The following is a 26,236-nucleotide window of genomic DNA, read 5'->3' on the forward strand; positions in this document are numbered from 1 at the left end:
CTCGCAACAGCGATCATTTCCTTTACGCTAAGTCACTCAATTTGTAACAAATTCAAGGGGCATGTTCCAGACAGGAACATGCCCCTTATGCTATATTCCTGCCTCAATGCGCAGAGGTTCCCCCTCTTCACTTAGTAAAAGGATGTTAGCCAGCAATGGAACTTGTCTATATCATCGCCGCATTTTTGGCCGGCTTTCTTGCCCTTCGCTGCAAGCTCCCTCCCTTAGTGGGCTTTTTAGTAGCGGGCTTTGCCCTCAATACCGCCGGTTATCAATCCACAGAAACCTTGTCGACGCTGGCTGATCTCGGGGTCACCCTACTGCTGTTTTCCATCGGCCTGAAACTGGATATCCGTACCTTATTGGCCAAAGAGATCTGGGGCGGTGCCACGTTACACAATGTGTTAACCACCGGTTTGTTCACCTTAGCATTGTTGGTGCTCAAACAGTTGGGCATCGGCATGATGGCCGAGTTAGATATTAGCCAATTAGCGTTGATGGGCTTTGCCCTGTCGTTTTCCAGTACTGTGTTTGCCATTAAAGCACTGCAAGAAAAAGGCGAATTAAACGCCACCTACGGCACCCTGGCCATTGGGATCTTGGTCATGCAAGATATCTTTGCCGTGTTATTCCTGACCATCTCCACCGGAAAAGTGCCTGAAGTTACCGCACTGGCCTTGTTTGCCCTTCCCCTATTGCGCCCTTCTTTGTTCCGTATTCTTGATCGCGCAGGCCACGGTGAAATGCTGGTGCTGTACGGTATTTTCTTGGCCTTGGTTGCCGGTTCAGGCTTGTTTGAAGCCGTTGGCATGAAGGCTGACTTAGGCGCGTTGATTGTCGGCATGATGCTGGCGGGTCACCCAAAAACCTCAGAAATGTCAAAATCACTCTTCAATTTGAAAGAGTTACTGCTAGTCTGCTTTTTCCTCAATATCGGCCTCTCGGAAACACCAACATTCGATGGCTTATTCATGGCGCTCATTTTGCTGGTACTGCTGCCGCTTAAAGGTATTCTCTACTACGTCATCTTCAACTTGTTCCGCTACCGTGTGCGTACGTCGCTGCTCGGCACGCTGACACTGTTTAACTACAGTGAGTTTGGTTTGATTGTCGGTGGCCTTGCCTACAATATGGGCTACTTACCCGGTAATTTCCTGGTCGCGATTGCCATTGCCGTCTCACTGTCGTTCCTAATTGCCGCCCCACTCAATAGTCTCGGGCATCGCTTGTATAAGGATGCATCCAAGTGGCTGAAAGAATTTGAGCCCGACCGCCTTAACGCCAACGATCGCCTGATTGACTTAGGTGACAAGAAAATTTTGATTTTAGGCATGGGGCGTATCGGCAGCGGCGCTTACGATGAACTGGTCAGCCGCTACGGTGAGCAAGTCATCGGCATTGAAACCCGCGAAGACTCCGTCGCTTTACACCGCGAACAAGGCCGCACAGTGATCCACGGCGATGCCACCGACCCCGACTTTTGGGCGCGCGTGATCTCAAAGCACAACACGCAGCTCATCTTGTTAGCCATGCCCCACAGCCAAGCCAACAGCTTCGCCCTTGAGCAAATCCGTGAACGCAACTACAAAGGGCAGATCGCGGCGATTGCTAAATACGATGATGATGAAGATGCGTTATATGCGCTGGGTGTGGATGCGGCCTTTAATATCTACCATGAGGCCGGTAGCGGATTTGCTCGCCATGTGTGTGATCACTTATCGCCCCCTATTAAACCCATCTAACGGATCTAAGCCCTCTAACAGACAGGCGCTTTATTTCTTTTTGCACTAACGGCAGCTTCGGCTGCCGTTTGTTTATCTGCGCAAAAAACCAACCTGATATGGAAAATATTCATTTAAAACACCTAAAACCGAATTTAGTTCACCATTAGGCCTTTTTGTGTATTGATTAGAGATTAACGGTTGCATTTCATTGTTGAATACGCAATTTTAACAAACAGGAAAGCGAACCGGTGTTGTGGCCAAGTTCTATCTGCTTCGAGCCTTTTTTAGCCACGCACATTCGCCGCCTGTTTGTGGAAAGTCATAATCATAATGTTGGGGTAGGAAGTATGTGTTCAGTATTTGGCATCTTAGACATCAAAGGTGATGCAACCGCCTTGCGCACTACCGCGCTGGAAATGTCGAAAAAAATGCGCCACCGTGGTCCAGATTGGTCCGGTATTTATTCTTCAGACAAAGCGATTTTGGTGCATGAGCGCCTTGCGATTGTCGATCTGAACAGTGGTGAACAACCATTGTATAACGCCGATAAAAGCCACGTACTCGCGGTAAACGGTGAGATCTACAATCACAAAGAACTCCGTGCTGAATGTGCGCCAGACTACCCGTTCCAGACAGAATCTGACTGTGAAATCATTCTCGCGCTGTACAAAGAAAAAGGCCCTGAGCTGCTGGATCACCTCAACGGGATCTTTGGGTTTATCCTATATGACGAGCAAGAAGATGCGTACCTGATCGGCCGTGACCACATTGGAATCATCCCGCTGTACCACGGCTACGACGAACACGGTAACTACTACGTGGCCTCAGAAATGAAAGCCTTGGTACCGGTATGTAAAAGCATCAGCGAATTCCCTCCGGGTCATTACTTGTGGAGTAAAGCTGGTGAACCCGTGCGTTATTACAAACGCGATTGGATGGAATTTGATACCGTTGCTGACGCAAAAACAGATAAAGTCGCACTCACTGATGCATTAGAAGGCGCGGTAAAACGCCAGCTGATGACGGATGTGCCTTATGGGGTGCTGCTGTCAGGTGGCTTGGATTCTTCTGTTATTTCCGCGATCACGAAAACATTCGCCGCGCGCCGTATTGAAGACGATGAGCAATCGCAAGCATGGTGGCCGACCCTGCACTCCTTTGCTGTGGGCTTAGAAGGGGCGCCGGATCTGAAAGCCGCGAAAAAAGTGGCCGATCATATTGGTACTGTACACCATGAACTGACCTACACGGTGCAGGAAGGGCTGGATGCCATCCGTGATGTGATTTACCACATTGAAACCTATGACGTGACCACCATTCGTGCTTCTACGCCGATGTATTTGATGTCACGTAAGATCCGCGCCATGGGGATCAAAATGGTCCTTTCCGGTGAAGGTGCCGATGAAGTCTTTGGGGGCTACCTGTACTTCCACAAAGCGCCAAACGCCAGAGAGTTCCACGAAGAAACCGTGCGTAAGCTACTGGCACTGAACATGTTTGACTGTGCCCGTGCCAACAAATCCATGGCAGCATGGGGCATTGAAGCGCGCGTTCCGTTCTTGGACAAAGAGTTCCTCGAAGTGGCCATGCGCCTGAACCCTGAAGACAAAATGTGTGGCAACGGCAAGATGGAGAAGCACATTCTGCGTGAATGTTTCGGTCATCATCTGCCTGAATCTGTGGCGTGGCGCCAAAAAGAGCAATTCTCTGACGGCGTGGGTTACAGCTGGATTGATTCTCTGAAAGAAGTCGCCGAAGCTAAAGTCTCTGAGCAACAATTGGAAACGGCCAAGTTCCGCTTCCCGTACAACACCCCAACGACAAAAGAAGCGTACGTTTACCGCGAAATCTTTGAGGAGTTATTCCCACTGGAAGATGCGGCGAAATGTGTACCGGGGGGGCCATCCATTGCCTGCTCAAGTGCCAAAGCCATTGAGTGGGATGAGAGTTTCAAAAACTGTGCGGACCCATCAGGCCGTGCTGTCGCAGCCGTCCATAACGAAGCCTATGTGGCGGAAAAATAACAATGCGACCCATTTTATAACCGTGTTCACGACGTGTAGACATGCACTCTGTTAAACAGAGGCAATAATAAAAGTACAGATTAAAAGTACTTGCATAACAACATCACTAACGACAAACAGCGAGGGCCTATCGGCACTCGCTGTTTTTTTTACTGCCATCTCAAACGGCTAACCGGTGTGGGTTAGAAGTAGAAACGGGTACCAAACACAAAGCGGGTAAAGCTGTCTTCTACCCCGTCTTTGCTCACATTGATGTCATCGGTGGAAATGTTGTAATTCACTTCTGCACTGATCGCCACATGCTTATTGATGAAATATTTCACACCACCGGATAGCTTAATGTTCAGGGCGGTGACATCTTCAACATCAAAGTCTAAGTCACCGTCATCACTCGATAAGTTCGCCAGCTGAGCGGCCGCCCCAAGGTAAGGCACCCAGTTAGAAGTGTTAGTGAAGTTATATTCGGTAAAACCACCAAACTGGAACTGCTGATTACTGTCACTCATGCTGACATCCAGCACCGCACCGATTTCCCAATCGTCGTAGATGAAATATCCGTATGAGGTATTCAACACAAACAAATAGTCATCGACATAATCGAGGTCGAGACTCCCCTGCAAGCCGAACTCTTGCGTCCCTTCAGGTAAATCCACCCCCGCCCATAATGCCGGGGTAAAAAAAGCACCCATTAATACTAAAGCCACTGCATTTTTCTTCATATTCTTCTCCACTTCCTTATTGATGTAGCAAAAATAAGCGTAGATGCGGAAAAGGTATTTTTCTAACTATTTGCAGGATAAATAATGGCTATTTTTCACTCATTGGTCACAGATAACGCAAAAAAGTACTCATCCTTACGTTGATGCACACCGCCACAAGCAAAAAAAAAGAGAGCCACAAGGGCTCTCTTTTCTCTGTATGGTTCAAGCATCGGCGAATTAACGCTCCCAGTATGCTTCTTCCAAGCTGTCTTCACGCTCTGGCAAACCACGCGATAGACGCGGTGAGTGCTGCGCCAATACTTCGTAACTTACACGGTTCGAGTACAGACAGATCTGAGAGAACGATGAGTAGGTCAAGAAATCAAACTGATGTTTGCTCGACTTTGGCACGTTCTCTTTGTGGTAGCGGTTCGCTGACATATCGTGCAGCAATGCTGACAACGCACCGTCGCCGGCACCGTTGGTGTTCTTGATACGCTCTGGACCACCCATGTATGGCGCAATGTGCGAGTACACCTTAATTGGCGTATCACAATCGGCTTTCAGCATTGGACGGCTGAATTCAAAACGGTTGAACTCAGGGATATCACCTGGCAACAAGTGCAGGCTCGTCTCACGCTTCGCGTCATCGTCAGTATAACCGGCGGTGTACAAGCCAACAGGGCCTGCAGTACACAATACCAAGTCAACCCACTCCAAGGTTTTCTCAGAAGCCATCAGCGGATCGGTTTCACCCGTCAGCGCTTCCGCTTCGTCTTCGTTCATCGCCACAACGGTCACGTGATCACGTAGGAAATCACACCACCACTGTGGGTCGTCTTCGATGACAAACTTCGTCCCTAAGGTCAATACCACAGGCACATCGTATTTTTTCGCGTATTCGATCGCTTTCATGGTCGCAGCAGGCATCGGATCGCCTTCTTTACAACGTACCAAGTACGCGGTAAGCACCAATGCCGATGCGTTTTCAAATACCGCTTCTGGAATGCTTGATGGATCAAGCTGGTTCATGCGACCTTCGTTGATGGCAAACGTACGTTCACCTTCTTTTGAGATCAGCGCAAAACAGCGACCAATCGGACCGTCTACCGCTTGCAGGTAGTTCATGTCCATACGGCTTGACGTGTTGCACAGGTAACGGTAAGCGTAGCTACCGATTTCGATGTCTTTACTCATCACACCCAGCAATACCGACTTATCATCCGCCAATACTGAGTAGTTGTGCAAGGTGTTACCGATAGTACCACCCGCAAACTCATGGCTGATCAGCGCGTTTTCTTTCAGCTCTTGGTACAGTGCTTCGGCTTTCTCATCAGTGATCACCAATGAGTGGCCTTTACTAAGCCCATAGCGCTCTAGAAATTCATCATCCACACAAGCTTCAATATCAACCAAGGTTTGATCAATACCCACAATGTGTGTGCGTGTTAGACGCTTTTCTTGTTTGGTTTGACTAAGAAGTGGATCGCGAGCATGTACAGGAAAGTAATGCTTGGATTTGCGTTGGCCGGGAAATTTCATGTCAATGCGCTATCTGTTGAGAAATTTTTGCGAATTCTATCACAGAATATAGAACAGAAAAGCAAAAGCTCTCACCGAAAACGAGAGCTTAAATGTAAAAATCACCGTCTATACCGAAAAAACGGTCAATTTGTCTCTATACCACAAACGCTTACCAGCCTTGGGTGTGTTGCTCGACTAACGCGGCCATCGCATCAATATGGGCGGGCGCATCATTCAAACATGGGATCAAACGGAAACGCTCACCGCCAGCCGCCAAGAAGACCGCTTTACATTCTTCCGCGATTTCTTCCAACGTTTCCAGGCAATCAACCGAGAAAGCCGGACAAATCACATCTAAGCGTTTCACGCCTTTCTCAGCCAACGCTTTAATCGTGCCTTCAGTATACGGTTTGAGCCACTCTTCACGACCAAAGATAGATTGGTAGCTCATGCTCATTTTTTCTCTTGGCATATCCAGCTTTTCAGCCAGTAAGGCCGTAGTGCCATTGCAATGTTCAGGGTACGGATCGCCGTTGTCTGCGTAGCGCTTCGGGATCCCATGGTATGAACACAGCAGATAATCGGCCTCGCCATGCTCCGCCCAAAACGTCGACACAGAACCGGCCAGTGCATCAATATAGCTGGGGTGATCAAAATACTGGTTCACAAAACGCAATTCAGGTATGTCTGCCTGAGACTTTAACACTTTAGCGACTTTATCAAACACCGCCGCCGTGGTGGTACGCGAATACTGCGGATACAACGGTAACACCAACACCTTGTCACACCCCTGTGCTTTTAACGCAGCCAGGCCAGAAGCAAGACTTGGATTACCGTAAGTCATCCCCAGCTCAACAGGTACATCCAGCATCTGAGCTAATTGCTGTTGCTGACGCTTGGAGTACACCATTAACGGTGAGCCTTCATCCATCCAGACCGATTGATACAGCTTGGCCACTTTGGGTGCGCGCACCGGTAAAATCACTCCGTGCAACAAAGGACACCACAGCCAGCGTGTCATGTCGACCACGCGATGATCATGCAAAAACTCAGACAAAAAACGTTTCACGCCCGCCGAAGTGGGCGCATCCGGGGTGCCTAAATTCACCAGTAATACGCCATATCGGGCGCTGGCTGTTGTCATTGTTGGGCTTTGTTCGCTCATAGCATCCTTCATACGTCAGCGGGCACAATGTTGTGCTTACTGTATCAGTTTCTTTTCAGTCAGTTATACCGGATTTCAAAGCATAACGATCATCGTCTCATCACGCCAGACATAAAAAAGCGGGGTGATCGTTTCCGATCACCCCGCTTTTGATGTTTGTCTAGCAGACTGGGAATTATGCCAGTGCTTCTTCTAGCTGAGCGCTTACCGCGGCAACAGGCTGAGTACCGTCAAACTTCAGGTACTGGGTGTTGCCTGCTTCTGCTTCTTTGCCGTAGTAAGCAATAAGCGGTGCAGTTTGAGTATGGTAAACCGTTAGACGTGCACGTACGGTTTCTTCTTTGTCATCTTCACGGATAACAAGATCTTCACCGGTTACGTCATCTTTGCCTTCAACCTTTGGTGGGTTGTAAACAGCGTGGTAAGTACGGCCAGATGCTAGGTGAGCACGACGGCCCGCCATACGCTCAACGATCACATCGTCAGCCACATCGAACTCGATCACGTAGTCAACATCAACGCCTACTTCTTTCAGGCCATCAGCCTGTGGGATAGTGCGAGGGAAACCGTCTAGTAGGAAGCCTTTAGCACAGTCCTCTTCAGCGATACGCTCTTTAACCAGACCTAGGATAATGTCGTCAGACACCAGCTGGCCCGCATCAATAACGGATTTTGCTTGTTTGCCTAGCTCTGTACCTGCTTTGATCGCAGCACGTAGCATGTCACCGGTTGAAATTTGTGGAATACCAAATTTCTCCATGATGAATTGTGCCTGAGTACCTTTACCTGCACCTGGAGCGCCCAGAAGAATGATGCGCATCTTGATCCCCTTAAATGTGAATGGTGTTTTCAACCATTTTTAAAAAATGGAAAATACACTGATTAGCGTTTAGTCGCAAGCCCGACACGGCTGTCATCATGCGGTCACTACGGGATTACACCTTGTATCAGCATACAATTAGAGCGAGCACGAAGGCGATTAGACCTTAGTCCTACCGCCTTCGTTTCATTGGCCTTATGCCAGCAGCTTGTTCACTGCCGCCAAGAACTGGGATGGATCATCCATCGCGCCTTTCTCAGCCAGCATTGCTTGACCCAATAGCATCTCTACCCAGCGACCGAACACTTCTTCGTCCGCTTCGTCTGCCATCTTCGTGATCAAGGCATGCTCAGGGTTCAGTTCCAAGATGTACTGCACTTCTGGTGCGTCATGACCAGCCGCTGCCAGCAATTTCGCCATTTGCGTGCCCATTTCGTTCTCATCCGTCACGACAACCGCAGGGGTGTCTTTCAACTTGAACGTGGTACGTACGTCTTTTACGCGGTCACCCAAGTACTGCTTAGTGCGATCCACGACAGATTTGAACGCTTCTTCGGTTTCTTTGTGCTTTTCTTTTTCAGCGTCGTCTTCAAACGCAGATAGGTCCAGATCCGCTTTCGTGATCGCCTGGAACGCTTTACCTTCAAACTCAGGCAGGTGACCCATTAGCCACTCATCAATGCGATCTTGCATCAGAATCACTTCAAGGCCCTTCGCGCGGAACTGCTCAAGGTGCGGGCTGTTTTTCGCGGCGGTGAAGCTGTCGGCGGTCAGGAAGTAAATCTTCTCTTGGCCGTCTTTCATGCGTGACACGTAATCGCTCAGCGATACCGTCTGCTCTAGCGTTTCAGCGTGGGTTGACGAGAAGCGCAATAGCTTGGCAATTTTCTCGCGGTTGGCAAAATCTTCTACTGGGCCTTCTTTTAGCACTTGGCCAAATTCATTCCACAGGGTCTGGTATTTTTCTGCATCATTGTTAGCCAAACGCTCCATCATGGTCAGCGCACGTTTGGTGCACGCTTTACGCAATGACTGAGTCACTTTGTTGTCTTGCAGAATTTCACGCGATACGTTCAATGGTAAATCGTTCGAGTCAATCAGGCCGCGCATGAAACGCAGGTAAGATGGCATGAACTGCTCAGCGTCATCCATGATAAACACGCGCTGCACGTACAGCTTCAAACCGTGCTTGCTGTCGCGGTTATACATGTCCCACGGCGCTTTTGACGGAATGTACAGCAGGCTGGTGTAGTCTTGTTTGCCTTCTACGCGGTTGTGGCTCCACGTCAGCGGCTCAGCAAAATCATGCGATACATGGTTGTAAAACTCTTTGTATTCTTCTTCGCTGATGTCTGACTTATTACGCGTCCACAAGGCTTGTGCTTTGTTGATTTGTTCCCACTTACGGCCAGTTTCTTTGCCTTCTTCATCACGCTCAATGGTCTGGATCTGCACCGGGATACCGATGTGATCGGAGTATTTACCGATGATGTCACGTAAGCGGTATTCGCTCAGGAATTCTTTGTCTTCGTCGCGCAGGTGCAGAATCACTTCGGTACCACGGCCGGCTTTCTCAATGTCTTCCACGGTGTAGTCACCTTCACCGGATGACTGCCAAGATACGGCTTGATCGGCAGGCACACCTGCCGCACGGGTGTTTACCGTTACAGAATCTGCCACGATAAACGCCGAGTAGAAGCCCACACCAAACTGACCAATCAACTGTGATTCTTTCGACTCATCTTCGTTCAGTTTTGCAAAGAAATCTTTGGTGCCGGATTTCGCGATGGTGCCAAGGTGCTCAATCACGTCGTCACGGCTCATACCGATGCCGTTATCCGAAATCGTTAGTGTGCCAGCCTGCTCATTGAAAGACAGTTTCACACCCAGCTCAGCATCGCTCTCGTACAGATCCGGCTGTGACAAGGCACGGAAGCGCAGCTTATCGGCCGCATCTGACGCATTTGAAATTAACTCACGCAGAAAAATCTCTTTATTTGAATAGAGAGAATGGATCATCAATTGAAGTAATTGCTTCACTTCAGACTGAAAGCCACGGGTTTCTTTATTGTTGTGGGTTTCTTGATCGTTATGGATTGTATGCTCGCTCATTTCAACTCCGAAACTGGACACTAAAACAGACAAGGAAAGACGTATAAAACAACGCCCCACAGCCCCTCCGGCTGTATTTCCTTTTTCATTACCCATAGAGATAAGGGCGAAGCAGGAAAATTCAACCTAAAAGCGACCTTTTATCTGCTTTATATTTTCTTTGCGCATTTTTAGATGTGCTTTTTGTTTTTTTATGTTCAGAGGGGATTCAGGCGAGGTGTGATACATATCACTAAGCTTAATGCCTGAAAGACGGACTTATGAATACAACCGAAACGAAATTCCTTATCGGTCAACGCTTTTTGTTTATCCCCCATGACAACAGCTTGATCGATCAATGTGAAGATGAAGAAATTACCCGACTTGGCAGCAATGAAAGCCGCGCTCTGAGCTTATTGATTGAAGCCCCCGGCGCCATTGTGACACGCACACGTCTGCACGACTACGTATGGCGAGAGCAAGGCTTTGAAGTGGATGATTCCAGCCTGACGCAGGCCATTTCAACGCTGCGTAAAGCACTAAAAGATGCCACTAAATCCCCTGAATTTATCAAAACCGTGCCTAAGCGCGGTTACCAGATGATTGCGCCCGTCGAGCCCATCACACCGCCGCCCGCCCCTGCATATAGTGCGACTAACCAGCATCGTGCGGCCGAAGACGGCTCCCATGCACCATCGATAACAGATAGCGAGGCCACACCGCAGGCAACGATGCTATCAGATGACGCTTCGTCAGCATCAACGGATGCCGCCTTTTCTCACGCTCATCACGCAGCACAGACACATCACCGCCCGACACACACAACCACGCCTTCACGCGAGGCTGGCCATGCTTGGCCGCGTCGGGCACAGTGGATAGGCACCAGTATCGTCTTACTGATCGCTCTGCTGCTACCGGTATGGGTAAACCAAAGCCTACCCCCGGTGTCTGCCGCTTTCACGCCAATAGAACACGTTGATGGTGTCCCCATATTGGTGCCCAACCATAACCCGGATCTCACGCCGTGGCAGCCGTTGATCACCCAATGTGTTAAACGCTACATCACCCATCACCCGGATGCCCTGCGCCCGGTAGAAGTGATTGCGACCGGCGGCCAGAACAGCCAGATTTGGCTCAACTATGTCCATACCAGCCAGCGTCCCAGTGAAAATGTCACATTACGTTTATTGACCAGTCAAAAGGACAACACCACGATATGTCAGTAACTTCTCACTCTCCGTCTAGGCCCAAAGGGCTTTGGCGTTACGCCGCCTTGATGGTGCTTGCGCTTTCTGTGTTACTGAGCGCCGGGATCTATTTTTCCGGGGATTATAAGCAGGCTCAGCTGTTAATGTCACAGGAATGGCAAACCCGCAGCACCAGCCACATTGAAGCCACCGAGCTCGATGATTTGGGCATGTTGCGTCGGGTCGATCAAAACAGCCATGTGGTGTATCTGCCGAATCACACGTATTCGCGGATCACACTGGTGCACCTGTTCAGCGATGAAGCACAGCCGCTCACGCTGCACATTTCGGAATCGGGGAAGTGGGACATCAGTGGCGGGTATTTGCTGACTGAACCGGTCGAATTTAAAGACATTACCTCAGGCCAGAATCAAGACTTTAAACCGGCACATTTGGCGATCATTAAACAGATCTACCGCATGGATGCCCAACAGAGCCGTCGCTTAGACGTGCTTAATAAAAAGGCCATTTTACTGACCAGCCTCACCTATGGCTCTAACATTTTGTACGCCCTATAAGGGCAAAAAAAATCCCCACACAGAACACCACTGTATGGGGATTTTACGATCAGCATGTCGTGATCAGTACAGTCGCTGTCGACCGGCTAGTGAATGCGACAATGTGGTGCCATCCACCAGCTCCAACTCCCCGCCGACCGGCACACCGTGCGCGATACGGGTAGCTGGGATGTCATACTCACTGCACAATTCAGCAATGTAATGGGCCGTAGCTTCCCCTTCCACCGTTGGGTTGGTGGCGAGGATCAGCTCACTCATGGATTCACTTTGCATACGAAATTCCAGTGTATCCAAGCCAATATCTGACGGACCGATACCATCAAGCGGCGACAAGTGTCCCATCAAAACAAAATAGCGCCCCGAAAACTGACCAGTGGACTCAACGGCCACAATGTCTGCCGGGCTTTCCACCACACAGATCTGACCGTTTTCCTGTCGGCGCGGATTGGCGCAAATCGCACACACGTCTTCTTCCGTAAACGTACGGCAATCACGGCAGTGACCAATATCCGTCATGGCTTTATTCAAGGCATCGGCCAGTTGCAAGCCGCCTTGTCGATTGCGCTGTAACAAATTGAAGGCCATCCGCTGGGCTGACTTGGGACCCACCCCAGGCAGACAACGTAAGGCCTCCATTAATTGTTCCAGTAAGTGACTGGTACGCATTAATTAGAATGGCATTTTAAAGCCAGCAGGCAAGTTCATGCCGCCAGTCACGCCTGCCATTTTTTCTTTCTGCGTTTCTTCGATACGACGCGCCGCATCGTTGAATGCTGCCGCGATCAGATCTTCTAGCATGTCTTTGTCGTCTTCCATCAAGCTTTCGTCGATGTCAACGCGACGTACACTGTGGCTGCCCGTCAGTGTCACTTTTACCAAGCCAGCACCAGACTCGCCAGTCACTTCCATGCTTGCGATCTCTTCCTGCATTTTCTGCATGCGATCTTGCATCTGCTGCGCTTGCTTCATCATGTTAGCCATACCGCCTTTACCAAACATATCTTCTCTCTCTGTGGTCTGGTTAATTTATAAGGGTCTTACGCTCTCTTCATCCAAGATAGCGGCAAAGCGCTGACAGATGAAGTTCACGTTCGGATCAGCCTGCAGACTTTGCTTAGCCTGATCCAATTTTTGTTGATAAAGCGCTTCTCGCCATTCAAGCGGCGAGCGCCCTTCATCACTCAATACGATCTGTAACGATACTGGCTCATGCAAACATGCCGCCAATGCCGTTTCAAGTTGTTCACGGGCTTTCGGGGTGTCTAAATGCTTTTGCGCCGGACGCAAATGCAATGTCACCGCGCTACCGTCACGGGTGAATGCAGAATTTAACGCCAACTGCTGCACCATACGGCCCACATCAAGCTGGGTCACCGAATCCGACCAACTATCCTGTTTTGCCGCTTCATTGACAAGCAATTTCACCATCTCAGGTGTCTTTTCATGCTCCAACGCCTGTTTCAGCTTGGTTGGCGCGACGACCTGCGGCGTCTCATTTTCTTGCGGCGCAACGGTCGGTCGCCACTGGTATTCTTCCGGTGTATCTGACGCATCAGACACAGGAAGATCTACACCCGAGGTGTCCGGTACCGACATCGCATGTGGCGTCATCGACGCTGGCCCACTTTGCTTATTAGCAATGCGGTCTAACACATTGGTTGCGACTTTTTTCGCCCGTACCGGTTCAGCCTTTTTTCCGTGCGGTGATTCACTGCCGTCACGTTTACTCTGGCTACGTAACTTATTACGTGCCGCTAACAACCCGGAGGCTGCTGACGGTGCAGCAGGTTGTGATGCTGGTTGAACGACCGGCTGCAATGGCACAGACGGTGATTGCGCTCGCGGGGCGTCATCATTCTGCAGATACACCGCCTGCTGTGCGGGTACCGTTTGAGCCGGCATACCGTGCGTCTGTGGCGCGGGTTGCCCCATCGTAGATTGATCGACGTACGGTTGCTGTACCGGTGCCTGCTGCATGTGCTGGATCGGCGGCAACATGGCCGATGGCTGTTGAGACGGACCCTGAGACGGCTGCTGCATCTGTGCTTTCAAGGCTTGTACGCGTTCAATACCTTGTGGTGCAGCAGTGCTTACCGGCGCGCTTGGCGCTGACGGGTTCATCGACTGACTAGCTGGCTGAACTGCTGGTACCGCGATGGCTTGCGGTGCCATCGCCGAGACAGACACCGGACGGAATGCCAGCATACGCAGCAAAACCATCTCTAAGCCGGTACGGCCATCAGGGGCAAACGCCAAATCCTGACGCCCTTGCAACGCGATTTGATAACACAGTTGAATTTCTTGCGGTGACACCGCTTGGCTGAGCGTCATAATACGCTCAGCATCCGGCGCACTTTCATCCAACGACGCTGGCAAGGCTTGGTGCATCGCCACACGGTGCAACTGTGAGGCAAGTTCACGCAACAAGCTGTCCCATTCCACGCCAATGCCCGCTAATTCTTCCAAGCACGCCATGGCAGGCTGCGCATCGCCTTGGGCAACCGCTTCCAGCAAATACAGGGCTTGCTCGGTATTTAATGTCCCCAACATGGTCGAGACAGCGTCAACCTGTACCTGACCATTGCCTAACGCAATGGCTTGGTCGGTCAGGCTCAATGCATCACGCATACTGCCTTCGGCCGCACGGGCCAACAAGCTTAATGCACGGGCATCAAACGCCACTTGCTCTTGTGTCAGCACATGCTCAAGTTGGGTTTGGATTTGGACATTATCCAAATGTTTAAGATGAAACTGCAAACAACGCGACAAAATGGTCACGGGCAGTTTCTGAGGATCCGTGGTCGCCAGAATAAACTTCACATATTCCGGTGGCTCTTCGAGCGTTTTCAGCAAGGCATTAAAACTGTGACGAGAGAGCATGTGCACTTCGTCAATCAGGTAAACCTTGAAACGCCCTCGCGCAGGCTTGTATTGAACGTTATCAAGCAGATCGCGGGTATCTTCGACCTTGGTGCGAGAGGCCGCATCGATCTCAAGCAGATCAACGAAACGGCCTTCATCGATCTCACGGCACGTATCACACTGGCCACACGGTGTCGCAGTGATCCCTTGCTCACAGTTCAAGCCTTTAGCAAAAATGCGGGCAATCGTGGTTTTACCGACCCCTCGCGTACCGCTGAACAAATAGGCGTGATGGAGACGGTTGTGGGCCAACGCATTGGCTAATGCCGTTAAGACATGGGATTGCCCCACCACATCATCGAACTGGTGCGGGCGCCATTTACGAGCCAGAACCTGATAACTCATGTTAACTAACCTTACAGAATCAAGAACTCAATGCTAGCACAGGGAGGATTTCTGAGCGAGAGGCGCCACGTTGAGCGCCCAATGATTAGCCAGCCACACCGCCGTTGCAGGTATAACTGGCTACAGGGAGGTGAGATTAGTGACCGTCGAAGTCACAAATGCTGAATACGTTCAAACCCAAGCCTTTCAGACGGGCTTCACCGCCAATATCAGGCAGGTTGATCACAAATGCTGCATCTTCCACTACGCCACCTAAACGACGGACCAATTTTGTGGTCGCTTCAATGGTGCCACCCGTCGCTAGCAAGTCATCCACTAGCAACACTTTGTCCCCTTCGCTGATCGCATCAATATGGATTTCCAAGGTGTCTTGACCATATTCTAGCTCATAGCTTTCGCCAATCACTTCACGCGGCAATTTACCCGGCTTACGCACAGGCACAAAACCCACGCCCAACTCAAGTGCCAGAGGCGCACCAAACAGGAAACCACGCGCTTCAGTACCGATCACTTTGGTGATGCCGCTGTGCTTGTACTGCTCAACCAACACCTGCATGGTGGCACGGTAGGCCGCAGGGTTTTCCATCAGGCTGGTCACATCACGGAACAGGATGCCTGGTTTTGGGTAGTCAGGGATAGACTTGATGCTGTTGTAGATTAACGCGTGCTTTTCTTGAGTCATAATCTTTTCCGCGTTCCCTCTTTGCGTTAACAACCGGCAGGAAGGAACTCAATCTAAATAAAACGGCAGAACGTTTTCCGCCGACAAAATCCGGTCAAATAGTAGTGACTTTCGGCCAGAGGAGCAAGGATTGGCCGCGATTGATCCCCCAGAGAATGATCGCAGTAACAGAGGCGCCTGCCCAAGCCGACACAGCAGAGCACAATATCACATTATGAGGATGGCGAGGCGCTTTCGGGTAAGCGGTTAAACCACACCAATAACACCGCCAGCATGCTCAATAATAGTAGCTTGTGCCACCACAATGGCACCACATACACCGACAACGAAAAGCTCAGCACGATCATCGCATTCGCTTTTCGCTTAATCGACCGTGACACCGCCCGATGCGTATGCCAATCGTGCAACACGGGACCAAAACGGGGATGCGCGAGTAACCATGCATTCACGCGTGGGGAGCCGCGCATAAAGCAGGCACTGGCGAGCAATAGAAAAGGCGTAGTCGGCAATAGCGGCAGAAACGCCCCAATAAGCCCTAACGCCACGCACACCCAACCACAGAATAATAAGAGTGTTTTTCTAATCATGCCGACACGATCCCCCCGCTTTTTATTGAGTGTACCAGCCCTTAAAAAAAGGGTCATCAGGGATCGCCGGGAAGGAGAGAATAAGAGGGCTTATCGTGCTTTACTGTGAAAACAGACCGAGCAATGTCAGGCTAGCAGGCAACGTCGGCAGCCCTAACACAACGATTAAACCGAAAAAATACTTTGCACTGTAAGGATCTTTATATCCCTGTTCCATCCGATACGTCCTTGGTAAATGAAGGTGAAAGACACGTGAGGCATCAATATAGCGGATAAATAAAGGGACAAAAACCGAGAGAAAATGCGGTTATTCGCTCATAACCCCGTATTTATTTGATTCAAATCACAATCAAACTCTAAAATCGTCTTAGACTAAAATGACCGACAATAATAATGATGATCCTATGACAACGTCAGATATCGCATTCGAGCAATTGCAGCATCGTTTAGAGCAAGAACATGCTCAACAGTCCCGCATGCTCAAAAATGAAATGTTACTCCATACCCTGGTACCGTCAGCCGACACCATCAACAACGCTGAGCTGAGTGAGCTTATCGTGATGGCGAAATCATCATTCATTCCCCATTTGTTTGATCTTGCTGTCAGAATGGAAAAGGTGGACGCTGCCGTGTGCTCCGTGAAACTGGGCATGTACGGCCTGTGTGTGGATTGTGAAGAAGAGATCGCCATCGCCGATCTTAACGATGATCCGGCTCAGCCTCGTTGTCATAACTGCCGCGAACACAGCCGCTACCATCACGATGCGTTGTGTGCCCAAGCGTAATACACCGCCAGACCGTATTCAGCCGATCTCACAGCAATAGGCCGCTTCCGCCCATTGCTGTGAACCCCTCGCCCTTACGGCGGGTTACCCATTCAGGGTGACTTTTCGCTTACTGCCCTTGTGTTTTCACCCACTCTGCAAATGCCGCTTTCTCAGCGTTATCCGCCTTGGTGTACCACAATTTCAGTTGCGCCAGCGCTTCACCGGTAATGTTCACTTTACCCTGCTCGGTCACTTCCACCACCGTCGCTTCTAAGTCAACCGCGTAACCTTCTTCAAACGTAATGCCTTGCTGGCGGTTATACTCGCCCACTAGCGCTTCCATATCACTGTAAGCGGCCAAGCCTTTACCTTGTAATTCAACATATTCTAGCGCGTGTGATGCGCCATCCGCCAAGCTCATCGTCCACTCTGGGCCACGCTGAAAATGCGCTTTGGCTTGTGACAAGGTAGAGAAACGCGGCAGCGTAATTTCTACATTTTGTTCTGGCACATCCAACTCAAACAAGTACGGACGTGTGGTGTAAATACGCGATTTAGACCCGTCCTTTAGTTCACCATCAAAACGCACCACGACCTGATGTTTACCGGCAGGCAAATTGACACTCTCGGTTTCAGACCAGAAGGAAGACTGCACTTTTTTACCGTCCACAACCAGCAACGAAATACCGTCACCAACCGCTAACTCCCCTGCTTGACCTGCAACAGGCAGTGCCATCAAGCCCAATGCCATAACCCAATTTTTCATGATTCGTTCCTTTTTGCTTAATGATTAACACTTCGCCTTCACGTCGGCCAAGATAGCAAAAAGCCGCCATAAAGGCGGCTTTTTCTGGAATTATTCTAAACGTCGAAACGAATTAGAATTTAACTTCCATACCTACTAGGTAACCTAGGTCTAGGTCTTGGCTATCTTGGTCAGCCCAACCTAGTTCACCGTATACTTTCACGTTGCTGTGAAGCTGGTGAGTTACGTTCGCGTAAACGTTGTCGATAGTGTCGTTAGACTTAGAATCGTCAGCACGGTTGTAACCTAGAGCAAAGGTGTTTTTGCCCATAGTGTAAGAACCGTTGATTTCCATCACGTCGATGTCGCTGTAAGTTGCGCCATTTGCGTCTGAGTACTCGAAGTTACCGTAAGAAGCTGCGAATGCGAATTGACCCATTACGTAGTTAGCTTCTAGGTTGAACGCGTCAACGTCAGTACCAGAGTTGAAGATTGGGTTACCGTTCTGGTCTGCAGAGCGCTGGATGTCGTCGCCGGTGTAGTAGTAACCACGAACGTCTAGGTCAGCAAAACGCGCACCTAGGCGAACGTCAGTTACAGTACCGTCAGTGTTCTGGTAGTCAGACGCACCTGAACCGTCAGTGTCTAGGTCGTGAGATAGACCGAAGTAGAACTGACCGTTGTCGAATACATATTTGATTACTTCGTTACCTTCAGTTTGTACGAAGTCAACCTGACCGAAACCTAGCTCGTAGTCTTTACCGATGCCTGCGTCATCAGAGATGTATAGCATACGACCGAAAGTCAGTGTACCGAAGTCACCGCTTAGACCAGCCCATAGCTCATCGTTAGAAACATCACGCTTCTCGAATGCGAAACCGATACCAGCAACAACGTTTAGCTGCTCGTTAACAGCGATAGTTGTGTTTAGCTGTAGATCACCGTCATCTAGGTGTAGACCAGCATCAGCATTGCTGTCTTTGTCTTGGATGTTCTGAAGGTACTGAACTTCCACTGCGCCAGATAGGTCAACAGCTACGCCGTTCGCGTCATATAGGTTGATGCCTGCTTGTGCAGAACCCGCTGCTAGTACAGATAGTGCTAGAAGAGTCTTTTTCATGATATCCACTGCCTTTTCTTATATTGACGAGAATTCCGGTTTCCAGAATTCCTTTTCTTTTTTAATTTCTTCTCTCGACCCCATTCCTTACAGACATAAAGAACAATAAGAAAGTCCAAAGAAGCAGTAATTTGTGGCGCCATCCTGACAGAAGAATCCTCTAGCTGTCAAATTACCTAAAGCGAATCTAAAAAAACATCAAACAATTATAATATCAATGACTTATTTTGTGATCGGTACAACAATTAATCACTTAATCTATTTGATAGGGAACTCATTTACTTTTTTGATGTCAGTAAAAAACAGAATAAAACACTATAAAAATGCAAAATTCACGACATCAAAAGAACAAAACCCTAGCCTAGACCATACTTTGTGGTTATTTTTAGATTTATGAATATGCCGCCCGTTACCCCGCTAAGAGTTCCGTTCTATTTCGTGAAGCATTTCGCATTTTTGGCCATATTCGAGCCGAAATTTGCGCCCGCTCACAATCAGATGTTCGTGCTATAATGCTTCACCCTGTCCTTATGAAGTTTCAAAAATGTTAAATACCCAGATAAAGAGTGATATCAAGCAGTGCTATGACAACCTCACCAATCAGCTCGATAACTTTATACCGCGACGGGCTCAAAACTATCTGGTGGCAGAAATTGCCAAAACATTAGGCGGGGAATACCACGCTAAGCACCGCATGTTAGTCGCCGAAGCCGGGACGGGGATCGGCAAATCACTCTCTTATTTAATGGGGGCGATACCTTTTGCGGTGTTCAACAACAAAAAAGTGCTCATTTCGACGGCCACGGTGGCGCTGCAAGAACAGCTGATCAATAAAGACTTGCCCCTGTTTAACCGCATTTACCCTAAATCCTTCAGCTTTATCCTGGCGAAAGGACGACAGCGTTACTGCTGCCACCACAAACTGGAAGCCAGCTGCAGTACCGATACGGATCAGCAGGTGAGCCTATGGGAAGAAAAACCTAAAAAGGCAGATTTAGATCTTTTGAAGCGCATGATGACGGCATGCGAAAGCAAAAAATGGGACGGCGACCGCGACAGTTGGCCAGCCACCATTCCCGATCGCGTTTGGCAGCAAATTGTGGCCGACAAGCACAGCTGTCACGCAGGCCTGCCGAAACACCGCGACTGCCCGTTCGCCAAAGCCCGTGAGCATTTGGAAAAAGCCGATGTCATTATTGCCAACCATGCCTTGCTAATGGCCGACATTGAGCTTGGCGGCGGGGTAATATTGCCCGAGCCAGAAAAAACCATTTATGTGATTGACGAAGCCCACCACCTGCCGCAGGTTGCACGGGACTTCTCTTCCGCCTCTTCCAGCTTAAAAGGCGCCTGTACGTGGCTGGAAAAACTGAACCAGTCCGCAGGGAAATTGGCAGAGTTGGCCGACTATAAAAAATCAGGCCGTTTCCAAACCACGCTGAATGAAAACATTGCCATTCTGATCCCGGCGTTACGTCAAATCGCCAGTCACATCGATCCCGCAAAGTTTAATAAAGACGGGGTCTATCGCTTTGAGCACGGCGAACTGCCCGACTGGCTACAAGAAGAAGCCAAAGGCTGTAAAGACGCCAGTAAAAAAGCCTTGCAGTCGCTGGGTAAAATCCATGACTTAATTTCAGAGCGCACCAAAGACAATGAAATCCAACAACGACTCGGCGAACAAGCCCTGACAGAATCCGGCTTTTATCTGCAACGTTTAGAGAATCTGGAAAAAGTCTGGCATTTGATGGCGCAACCCAACCGAGACAAAGGCGCACCATTAGCACGCTGGCTTGAAAAAAGTCCGGAACGCGAAGATGACTATCTGGTTGAAGTCTCACCGCTCGAAGTCGGCCATCGCTTGGATCAACTGTTATGGAGCCGTGCGGTCGGGGCCATTTTGGTCTCCGCGACCTTGCGCGCGCTGAATCAATTTGATTATTTCTGCCGCCAAGCCGGGATTTTTGAAAAAGACGCCACCCGCTTTCTGGCCTTGGCATCGCCGTTTGATTATCAAAACAATGCGCGTTTGGTGGTGCCAGCGCTACCGCTTGAACCGCAAGCAGAGAAATTTACCGACCTGCTCATTGAAACACTACCGGAATATCTGGAAGGCGAAACCGCTAGCTTGGTGTTGTTCTCCTCCTATTGGCAGATGAACCAAGTGGCCGAGAAACTGGCCCCACTGGCGAAGAAAAACAAATGGGCGTTACTGGTTCAGGGGGAAGAAACCCGTCACGTCATTCTAAAAAAACATAAAGAGAACTGTGAAAAAGGCAAAGTCAGCATTCTATTTGGCACCGGGAGTTTTTCTGAAGGCCTTGATTTACCGGGTAAATTACTGACCAATCTGATCATTACCAAAATCCCGTTTGCGGTACCGACCTCCCCCGTGGAAGAAGCCCATGCGGAATACATTGAAAGCCGTGGTGGTAATCCGTTTTTACAAATTTCTGTACCAGAAGCGAGTAAAAAGCTGATCCAGTCAGTCGGCCGCTTACTGCGTAAGGAAGAAGATTCTGGTAGAGTCGTCCTTCTGGATCGACGTGTGGTCACCCGTCGCTATGGCAAAGCACTGCTGGACTCGTTGCCGCCATTTAAGCGTGTCATTGAATAACCATAACAAAGAATAATGAATGATTGAGATGATGGAACCAAGTATGTGGATCATACTTGGCCTTGTAGCTTTTCTTGCTGGCTTTATTGATGCGGTGGCAGGCGGTGGTGGCATGCTCACCGTGCCTGCCCTTTTGTCGTTGGGTTTACCCCCTCACATTGCGCTGGGCACCAATAAATTAGCGGCCACCTTTGCCTCTTCCACCGCCGCGTGGACCTACTACCGCAAACAGCTCTTCTCGCCCGCATTTTGGCGTCTGTCCTTTATTGCCACGTTGATCGGTGCCATCGGCGGCACGCTCGTGGTCGATATGATCAGCACCGAATGGTTAGAGAAAGTACTCCCTCTGATCATTCTGGCTGCCGCTGTCTATACCATCTGGCACCCACACCCGAAAGGGGACAACCATACCCTACCGACAAAATGCCGCGCCCTCACGCGTAAGCAGTGGCTGCAAGGCACCGCTCTGGGTTTTTACGATGGCGTGGCAGGCCCAGGCACCGGTGCCTTTTGGACCGTGTCGAACATGGCGCTGTATAAATTGGATATCCTGCGCGCTTCTGGCCTCTCAAAAGCCATGAACTTTACCAGTAACGTCACCTCACTGATGACCTTCGCACTATTAGGCCATATCAATGTTGCACTAGGCTTAACCATGGGGGTGTGCTTAATGCTGGGCGCATACATCGGCGCCCACTCAGCCATTCGCTTTGGCGCGGCCTTTATTCGCCCCGTGTTTGTCACGGTCGTCATTATCTTGGCCGCCAAATTGGCTATCCAAGCTTGGTTTTGATCACGGAGTCACCTACACATGCCGGATTTAAGCCGCTTAGAACAGATTGTTTCGCAACTGGCGCAACAGGCCACGCAAGTCGATAAACAACGCGGGGTTGGTCGACGCCCCTTGTTTGATGAACAACTGTTTCATTGCCGCAGTAAACAATTGATGCCGTGTATCCATGAGATCCGACATGAAATCGAGGCCCTGCGCAGCGAACAAGACGCCGGGAGATTACTCCCTGCCCGCACCCGCCATGTGTGCGAGCGTATCGTCGCGCAAATTCAAGCGGTACAACGCGAACTCGCGACGCTCGACATTCGTAAAAATGAACCCAAACCCCAGCGTTCATGGCGTAAGCCCCTGCACGAACTGTATCAGGAACTTGCCCAGCACCAAGAATGGGAACGGCGATTGGAAGACATGGTGCGTGATAAACATCAACTGTTACCGCGCTGTACCACCCAACAAGAACAACTGCACACTCAGCGCGAAATTGTCGCACTTGAAGCGCGCCTGACACGCTGTACCGCCGCGCGGGTGAAAATTGAAGTCTCTATTGGCCAACGGGAACGCAAAGGATAAGAAGAAGGATATGCCAACGTTAACCGCCGCCAGCACACGCTTCTTGCCTTTGGTGTATCACCCGTTGTATTCGCAATTGGTGTTACCGGCTCAGCATCGCTACCCCATCAGCAAGTACCAACGGTTATACCAGTATGTGGTGGACACCTTGCCACTGGCAGAGCAGGACGACGTAGATCACGAGACCCCGTTGCGGTTGTTTACCCCGCAGCCCATCGACATCGCACACCTCAAAGCCCTGCATCAGCCTGACTACATTGATGCCCTGCTCCACAACCAACTGCCTGCCGCCAAAATGCGTCGGATCGGCTTCCCGTGGAGCCAACCATTAATTGACCGTACCCTAATGTCATCCGGTGGCACTTTACGCACGGTGGAACTGGCCCATGAATACGGCGTAGGGATCCACCTCAGTGGTGGGTATCACCATGCCCACCATGATTTCGGCAGTGGCTTTTGTTTGGTCAATGATCTCGCGTTAGCCGCAAAGCATGCGCTCACTCTGGAGGGCATTGATACCGTGATGATCATCGACTGCGATGTGCACCATGGTGATGGTACCGCGACCTTGCTGGCTGACGATCCCAATATCATTACCTTTTCCGTGCATTGCGATAAAAATTTCCCCGCACGCAAGCCGGATTCGGATATCGACCTGCCGCTGCCCAGAGCCACCAGCACCACCGACTACCTCGACGCCTTTCGCGGGATATTGCCGCTTGCACTGGCTCAACACCAACCGGATCTGATCATTTATGATGCGGGGGTCGATATTCACCAAGACGATGAACTGGGCTATTTCAATGTGTGTACCCAAGGCATTTATCAGCGTGACTATCTGGTTTTCAGCTTATGTCAGCACGCCGATATTCCAGTGGCCGCCGTCATTGGCGGCGGCTACCGCAGCGATCACCAATTACTGGTTCACCTGCACGCACAATTGATCCACGCGGCCTTAGCGGTACACGTATTCCCCGTGCCGAACGACGGCTCATCAGGCTTATCCTGATCGAAGATAATCGGCCCGGATAAGAGCAAATCGAAACACAGTGCCGCCCCTATTCACACGGTTTACACAGAGAACACAACCATGTCCAACACAAACGAAAAAGACGAACAAGCACCAGCGGCTTCGCCACTGGATAACGCCCCGGCAGAGGTAAAATTAGCGGTCGATTTGATCTATTTGCTGGAAAGCAACGAGATTGATCCCAAGGTTGCCTTAGCCGCCCTGGCGATGGTGAAAAGCGATTTAGAACGCAAGGTCGCACAAGAAGACAACGAAACACGTCATCGGTAGTTCGTCATCGATAACAGGCTATCGGTAGCACACGACAGGCAAAACCATCACCTCTAGTGCGTCATCATTTTGACGCATTTTCTTCCCCTGATATATTCCCTAAAAAAATATCAATATTTACGAATATTTTATTCAGAACAATCTGTTGCAGACTTCCATTCTAAAAATATCGTTTTATTATGGCGCGATAATAATACAGACATCGATCACTGGTTAATTAGACAGTGCCGATATTCCATCCTATTGCCTTTTATTTCGGTATATCTCATGAAAATGGATTTAAAACTGACCGCGCTTGCTGCCGCCCTACTGTTATCGGGCTGCGCTTCCGACTCCAACTCAACGGCCACGGTGACCCCGACAACGAATCAGACGGACACCACCCAAGAAGCCGCGTCGTTACAGCAGCACATCACCCAAGCAGAATCGCGTATGGAACACGCTCAGGCGCAAGACTTGATGTGGCTAGCGTCAGATTTAATGCAAGATGCCGAGAAAGCCCTATCAGACGCAAAAGAATATTACGCCGTCATTGAGCAGGATCCGACCCAAGCTAACAGCAGCAGTGGGTTTTTCAGCTCAACCACCAACTGGCAAGCAGCAAAAGACAGCCTGGCGGCATTTAATGATGCGGTTGATCAAGCACAAACCCTGCAGCAACAAGCACACACCATTTTAGCGGAAGCCTTCTCTTACCGCGTGCAATTACAACATTTAAACGCCGCTGAGTATTTCCCTGACACCAGCCGTGCATTGGATAGCGAGTTCAAAACACTGATTGAGTGGATTGCCGAGGATGACGCCGAGCGCGCGACACAAGCCCAACCGGCATTAGTGACCCAGCTACGCGCATTTGAAGTGAAAACCGTGACACACATTTACCTTGATGCGGCAAAGCAAGAATTGGCCAAGTTAAACAGCGCCAACGTGGTTCAACATGCGCCGGACACACTGGCTGCGGGTGCGGCTGCAGTCGTCGCCGCAGAAGCCTTCATCACTGCCGACCCGCGTGATATGGCCACCATCCAAACCAAAGCCGATGAAGCGATGTTTGCGTTGCATCACACCCGCTACATTGCCGAAGCCGTTCAGCAGCTGAAACTGTTGCCGGTGAAAGATTACGAACGCTATGTCGTCAGCCAAGAAACCCTTTTGTTCAACATTGCTCAAGCGCTGGGTGCCGAAGATAGCCGTGATCGCAGTATGCCGGAGCAAGGCCAAGCCTTGGTCGCGTTCATCACGCAGTACCAGCAGGATCTGGAAGATATCAAACAGCTGAACGCAAAACTGGCCGCCGCGACTGACAAGGTAGAGACACTGGAACATGACCTGAGCCAGTTGAACGAGCAGAACCGAAAAGTCGCGAAACTTGAAGCACAACTGGCTGCTATGCACATCACACCGGCGGCGCCCGTTGATGCCAAGACGGACATCCCAGAGTCGACCGCAACCACGCCTGTGACTGTCACTGCAGAGGTCGCTGGAACGGGTTCGACTGAAGATCGCCAGACAGACGCCGAAACAACCGAAGCGACACCAGTCGTCGTGACGGAAGCAATGGAAACAACGGAAGCAAAAAAGACCGAAACCGAAACGGCTGTCACTGATGAAGTGGTCACAGATGAAGCCGTAACGAATGAAACTGTCGCTGAGGACGCAGTAACAGAAGCCAAGCCAGCCCAAGACGCCGCTCCTGCTGCAACTCCTGTCACCATCCCAGCGACAGAAGCGAACACGACAGATACAAACACAACGGCTGACGCCACAATCACGCAATAAATAGTCCCGATCCGCTATTCGATCAGTCTCTCGATCAACGAAAGCGACCAACGAGAGCCATAAACGCCCTCGTAAATACCGTGTTACCAATGACGCAGCCCGTGTGCTGCGTCTTTTTTTTGCTGCCATCCGCGCCTGACAAAAAATACACTAGGACAAACTTGACCTTCCCCCTAGGGAAAGGTTTACACTTTT

23 protein-coding genes are annotated in these 26,236 nt (G+C 50.1%); 11 read left to right on the top strand and 12 right to left on the bottom strand.

Annotation, left to right across the window (positions count from 1 at the left end):
* The first annotated feature begins 155 nt into the window (after positions 1-155).
* Entirely contained in the window at positions 156-1,742 is a 1,587-nt protein-coding gene (locus L4C36_RS13255; protein WP_428478284.1) for a cation:proton antiporter domain-containing protein, read from the top strand.
* Positions 1,743-2,071: 329 nt separating this feature from the next.
* Positions 2,072-3,748: an asparagine synthase B gene (asnB, locus tag L4C36_RS13260; protein WP_428478285.1), complete on the top strand. Its 1,677-nt coding sequence runs from the start codon at positions 2,072-2,074 to the stop codon at positions 3,746-3,748.
* 182 nt (positions 3,749-3,930) lie between these two features.
* Here the strand turns inward: asnB and L4C36_RS13265 are convergent, their stop codons facing one another.
* From L4C36_RS13265 to htpG, 5 genes are all read right to left on the bottom strand, one after another.
* Positions 3,931-4,467, bottom strand: a complete 537-nt coding sequence (locus tag L4C36_RS13265) for an outer membrane beta-barrel protein (protein WP_428478286.1) — start codon at positions 4,465-4,467, stop codon at positions 3,931-3,933.
* Positions 4,468-4,686: 219 nt separating this feature from the next.
* Positions 4,687-5,991, bottom strand: a complete 1,305-nt coding sequence (locus L4C36_RS13270; RefSeq protein WP_428478287.1) for an inosine/guanosine kinase — start codon at positions 5,989-5,991, stop codon at positions 4,687-4,689.
* Between the two features lie 151 nt (positions 5,992-6,142).
* Positions 6,143-7,138: a ferrochelatase gene (gene hemH / locus L4C36_RS13275; protein WP_428478288.1), complete on the bottom strand. Its 996-nt coding sequence runs from the start codon at positions 7,136-7,138 to the stop codon at positions 6,143-6,145.
* A 175-nt stretch (positions 7,139-7,313) separates the two neighbouring features.
* Positions 7,314-7,958 (bottom strand): adenylate kinase, encoded by a 645-nt coding sequence (gene adk, locus L4C36_RS13280; RefSeq protein ID WP_428478289.1) that lies wholly within the window; start codon positions 7,956-7,958, stop codon positions 7,314-7,316.
* A 195-nt stretch (positions 7,959-8,153) separates the two neighbouring features.
* Positions 8,154-10,070 carry a molecular chaperone HtpG gene (gene htpG / locus L4C36_RS13285; protein ID WP_428478290.1) on the bottom strand — a complete coding sequence of 639 codons (1,917 nt, stop codon included), beginning with the start codon at positions 10,068-10,070 and terminating at the stop codon, positions 8,154-8,156.
* A gap of 260 nt (positions 10,071-10,330) precedes the next feature.
* On the opposite strand from htpG, the gene L4C36_RS13290 reads away from it, so the two are divergent.
* Entirely contained in the window at positions 10,331-11,275 is a 945-nt protein-coding gene (locus L4C36_RS13290) for a winged helix-turn-helix domain-containing protein (RefSeq protein ID WP_428478291.1), read from the top strand.
* Positions 11,266-11,814, top strand: coding sequence for a regulatory protein ToxS (locus L4C36_RS13295; RefSeq protein WP_428478292.1), 549 nt, complete (start codon positions 11,266-11,268; stop codon positions 11,812-11,814). Before L4C36_RS13290 ends, L4C36_RS13295 begins: the two co-directional genes overlap by 10 nt.
* A 63-nt stretch (positions 11,815-11,877) precedes the next feature.
* Here the strand turns inward: L4C36_RS13295 and recR are convergent, their stop codons facing one another.
* The 5 genes from recR to L4C36_RS13320 form a co-directional block, all read right to left on the bottom strand.
* Positions 11,878-12,480: a recombination mediator RecR gene (recR, locus tag L4C36_RS13300; RefSeq protein WP_428478293.1), complete on the bottom strand. Its 603-nt coding sequence runs from the start codon at positions 12,478-12,480 to the stop codon at positions 11,878-11,880.
* Between the two features lie 3 nt (positions 12,481-12,483).
* Positions 12,484-12,813: a YbaB/EbfC family nucleoid-associated protein gene (locus L4C36_RS13305; protein ID WP_428478294.1), complete on the bottom strand. Its 330-nt coding sequence runs from the start codon at positions 12,811-12,813 to the stop codon at positions 12,484-12,486.
* 27 nt (positions 12,814-12,840) lie between these two features.
* Positions 12,841-15,081, bottom strand: a complete 2,241-nt coding sequence (gene dnaX / locus L4C36_RS13310; RefSeq protein WP_428478295.1) for a DNA polymerase III subunit gamma/tau — start codon at positions 15,079-15,081, stop codon at positions 12,841-12,843.
* A gap of 136 nt (positions 15,082-15,217) precedes the next feature.
* Entirely contained in the window at positions 15,218-15,763 is a 546-nt protein-coding gene (gene apt / locus L4C36_RS13315) for an adenine phosphoribosyltransferase (RefSeq protein ID WP_428478296.1), read from the bottom strand.
* 212 nt (positions 15,764-15,975) lie between these two features.
* Positions 15,976-16,350, bottom strand: a complete 375-nt coding sequence (locus L4C36_RS13320) for a YbaN family protein (RefSeq protein ID WP_428478297.1) — start codon at positions 16,348-16,350, stop codon at positions 15,976-15,978.
* Between the two features lie 404 nt (positions 16,351-16,754).
* On the opposite strand from L4C36_RS13320, the gene L4C36_RS13325 reads away from it, so the two are divergent.
* Complete coding sequence (locus L4C36_RS13325; RefSeq protein ID WP_428478298.1) at positions 16,755-17,135, top strand: conjugal transfer protein TraR; 381 nt, start codon at positions 16,755-16,757, stop codon at positions 17,133-17,135.
* 109 nt (positions 17,136-17,244) lie between these two features.
* Here L4C36_RS13325 and L4C36_RS13330 read toward each other — a convergent pair whose 3' ends face one another.
* Both L4C36_RS13330 and L4C36_RS13335 read right to left on the bottom strand, forming a co-directional pair.
* Positions 17,245-17,883 (bottom strand): YccT family protein, encoded by a 639-nt coding sequence (locus L4C36_RS13330; RefSeq protein ID WP_428478299.1) that lies wholly within the window; start codon positions 17,881-17,883, stop codon positions 17,245-17,247.
* Between the two features lie 112 nt (positions 17,884-17,995).
* Positions 17,996-18,982, bottom strand: a complete 987-nt coding sequence (locus tag L4C36_RS13335) for a porin (protein WP_428478300.1) — start codon at positions 18,980-18,982, stop codon at positions 17,996-17,998.
* A gap of 544 nt (positions 18,983-19,526) precedes the next feature.
* Here L4C36_RS13335 and dinG point away from each other — a divergent pair.
* The 6 genes from dinG (at position 19,527) to L4C36_RS13365 (ending at position 26,041) form a co-directional block, all read left to right on the top strand.
* The gene (gene dinG, locus L4C36_RS13340; protein WP_428478301.1) at positions 19,527-21,599 is read left to right on the top strand and encodes an ATP-dependent DNA helicase DinG; all 2,073 of its coding nucleotides are present in this window, start codon (positions 19,527-19,529) and stop codon (positions 21,597-21,599) included.
* Between the two features lie 19 nt (positions 21,600-21,618).
* On the top strand, positions 21,619-22,392 hold the full coding sequence (locus L4C36_RS13345; RefSeq protein ID WP_428478302.1) for a sulfite exporter TauE/SafE family protein: 774 nt from the start codon (positions 21,619-21,621) through the stop codon (positions 22,390-22,392).
* Between the two features lie 18 nt (positions 22,393-22,410).
* The gene (locus tag L4C36_RS13350; protein WP_428478303.1) at positions 22,411-22,962 is read left to right on the top strand and encodes a primosomal replication protein; all 552 of its coding nucleotides are present in this window, start codon (positions 22,411-22,413) and stop codon (positions 22,960-22,962) included.
* Positions 22,963-22,972: 10 nt separating this feature from the next.
* Positions 22,973-23,971, top strand: a complete 999-nt coding sequence (locus L4C36_RS13355) for a histone deacetylase family protein (protein WP_428478304.1) — start codon at positions 22,973-22,975, stop codon at positions 23,969-23,971.
* An 81-nt stretch (positions 23,972-24,052) separates the two neighbouring features.
* On the top strand, positions 24,053-24,262 hold the full coding sequence (gene rsmS / locus L4C36_RS13360) for a pleiotropic regulatory protein RsmS (protein ID WP_428478305.1): 210 nt from the start codon (positions 24,053-24,055) through the stop codon (positions 24,260-24,262).
* 267 nt (positions 24,263-24,529) lie between these two features.
* A complete protein-coding gene (locus L4C36_RS13365) occupies positions 24,530-26,041 on the top strand; it encodes a hypothetical protein (protein WP_428478306.1) in 1,512 nt (503 codons plus the stop codon).
* The last annotated feature ends 195 nt before the right edge of the window (positions 26,042-26,236 follow it).

The organism is Photobacterium japonica (assembly GCF_050337005.1).
GTDB lineage: Bacteria > Pseudomonadota > Gammaproteobacteria > Enterobacterales > Vibrionaceae > Photobacterium > Photobacterium japonica.

Coding starts and splice junctions, on each gene's coding strand:
- recR (WP_428478293.1), bottom strand. CDS start 12,480: ATGCGTACCAGTCACTTACTGGAACAATTAATGGAGGCCTTACGTTGT.
- L4C36_RS13335 (WP_428478300.1), bottom strand. CDS start 18,982: ATGAAAAAGACTCTTCTAGCACTATCTGTACTAGCAGCGGGTTCTGCA.
- apt (WP_428478296.1), bottom strand. CDS start 15,763: ATGACTCAAGAAAAGCACGCGTTAATCTACAACAGCATCAAGTCTATC.
- L4C36_RS13345 (WP_428478302.1), top strand. CDS start 21,619: ATGATTGAGATGATGGAACCAAGTATGTGGATCATACTTGGCCTTGTA.
- L4C36_RS13330 (WP_428478299.1), bottom strand. CDS start 17,883: ATGAAAAATTGGGTTATGGCATTGGGCTTGATGGCACTGCCTGTTGCA.
- L4C36_RS13305 (WP_428478294.1), bottom strand. CDS start 12,813: ATGTTTGGTAAAGGCGGTATGGCTAACATGATGAAGCAAGCGCAGCAG.
- hemH (WP_428478288.1), bottom strand. CDS start 7,138: ATGAGCGAACAAAGCCCAACAATGACAACAGCCAGCGCCCGATATGGC.
- L4C36_RS13325 (WP_428478298.1), top strand. CDS start 16,755: ATGACAACGTCAGATATCGCATTCGAGCAATTGCAGCATCGTTTAGAG.
- L4C36_RS13255 (WP_428478284.1), top strand. CDS start 156: ATGGAACTTGTCTATATCATCGCCGCATTTTTGGCCGGCTTTCTTGCC.
- asnB (WP_428478285.1), top strand. CDS start 2,072: ATGTGTTCAGTATTTGGCATCTTAGACATCAAAGGTGATGCAACCGCC.
- L4C36_RS13365 (WP_428478306.1), top strand. CDS start 24,530: ATGAAAATGGATTTAAAACTGACCGCGCTTGCTGCCGCCCTACTGTTA.
- L4C36_RS13295 (WP_428478292.1), top strand. CDS start 11,266: ATGTCAGTAACTTCTCACTCTCCGTCTAGGCCCAAAGGGCTTTGGCGT.
- L4C36_RS13270 (WP_428478287.1), bottom strand. CDS start 5,991: ATGAAATTTCCCGGCCAACGCAAATCCAAGCATTACTTTCCTGTACAT.
- dnaX (WP_428478295.1), bottom strand. CDS start 15,081: ATGAGTTATCAGGTTCTGGCTCGTAAATGGCGCCCGCACCAGTTCGAT.
- dinG (WP_428478301.1), top strand. CDS start 19,527: ATGTTAAATACCCAGATAAAGAGTGATATCAAGCAGTGCTATGACAAC.
- L4C36_RS13350 (WP_428478303.1), top strand. CDS start 22,411: ATGCCGGATTTAAGCCGCTTAGAACAGATTGTTTCGCAACTGGCGCAA.
- L4C36_RS13320 (WP_428478297.1), bottom strand. CDS start 16,350: ATGATTAGAAAAACACTCTTATTATTCTGTGGTTGGGTGTGCGTGGCG.
- rsmS (WP_428478305.1), top strand. CDS start 24,053: ATGTCCAACACAAACGAAAAAGACGAACAAGCACCAGCGGCTTCGCCA.
- adk (WP_428478289.1), bottom strand. CDS start 7,958: ATGCGCATCATTCTTCTGGGCGCTCCAGGTGCAGGTAAAGGTACTCAG.
- htpG (WP_428478290.1), bottom strand. CDS start 10,070: ATGAGCGAGCATACAATCCATAACGATCAAGAAACCCACAACAATAAA.
- L4C36_RS13290 (WP_428478291.1), top strand. CDS start 10,331: ATGAATACAACCGAAACGAAATTCCTTATCGGTCAACGCTTTTTGTTT.
- L4C36_RS13265 (WP_428478286.1), bottom strand. CDS start 4,467: ATGAAGAAAAATGCAGTGGCTTTAGTATTAATGGGTGCTTTTTTTACC.
- L4C36_RS13355 (WP_428478304.1), top strand. CDS start 22,973: ATGCCAACGTTAACCGCCGCCAGCACACGCTTCTTGCCTTTGGTGTAT.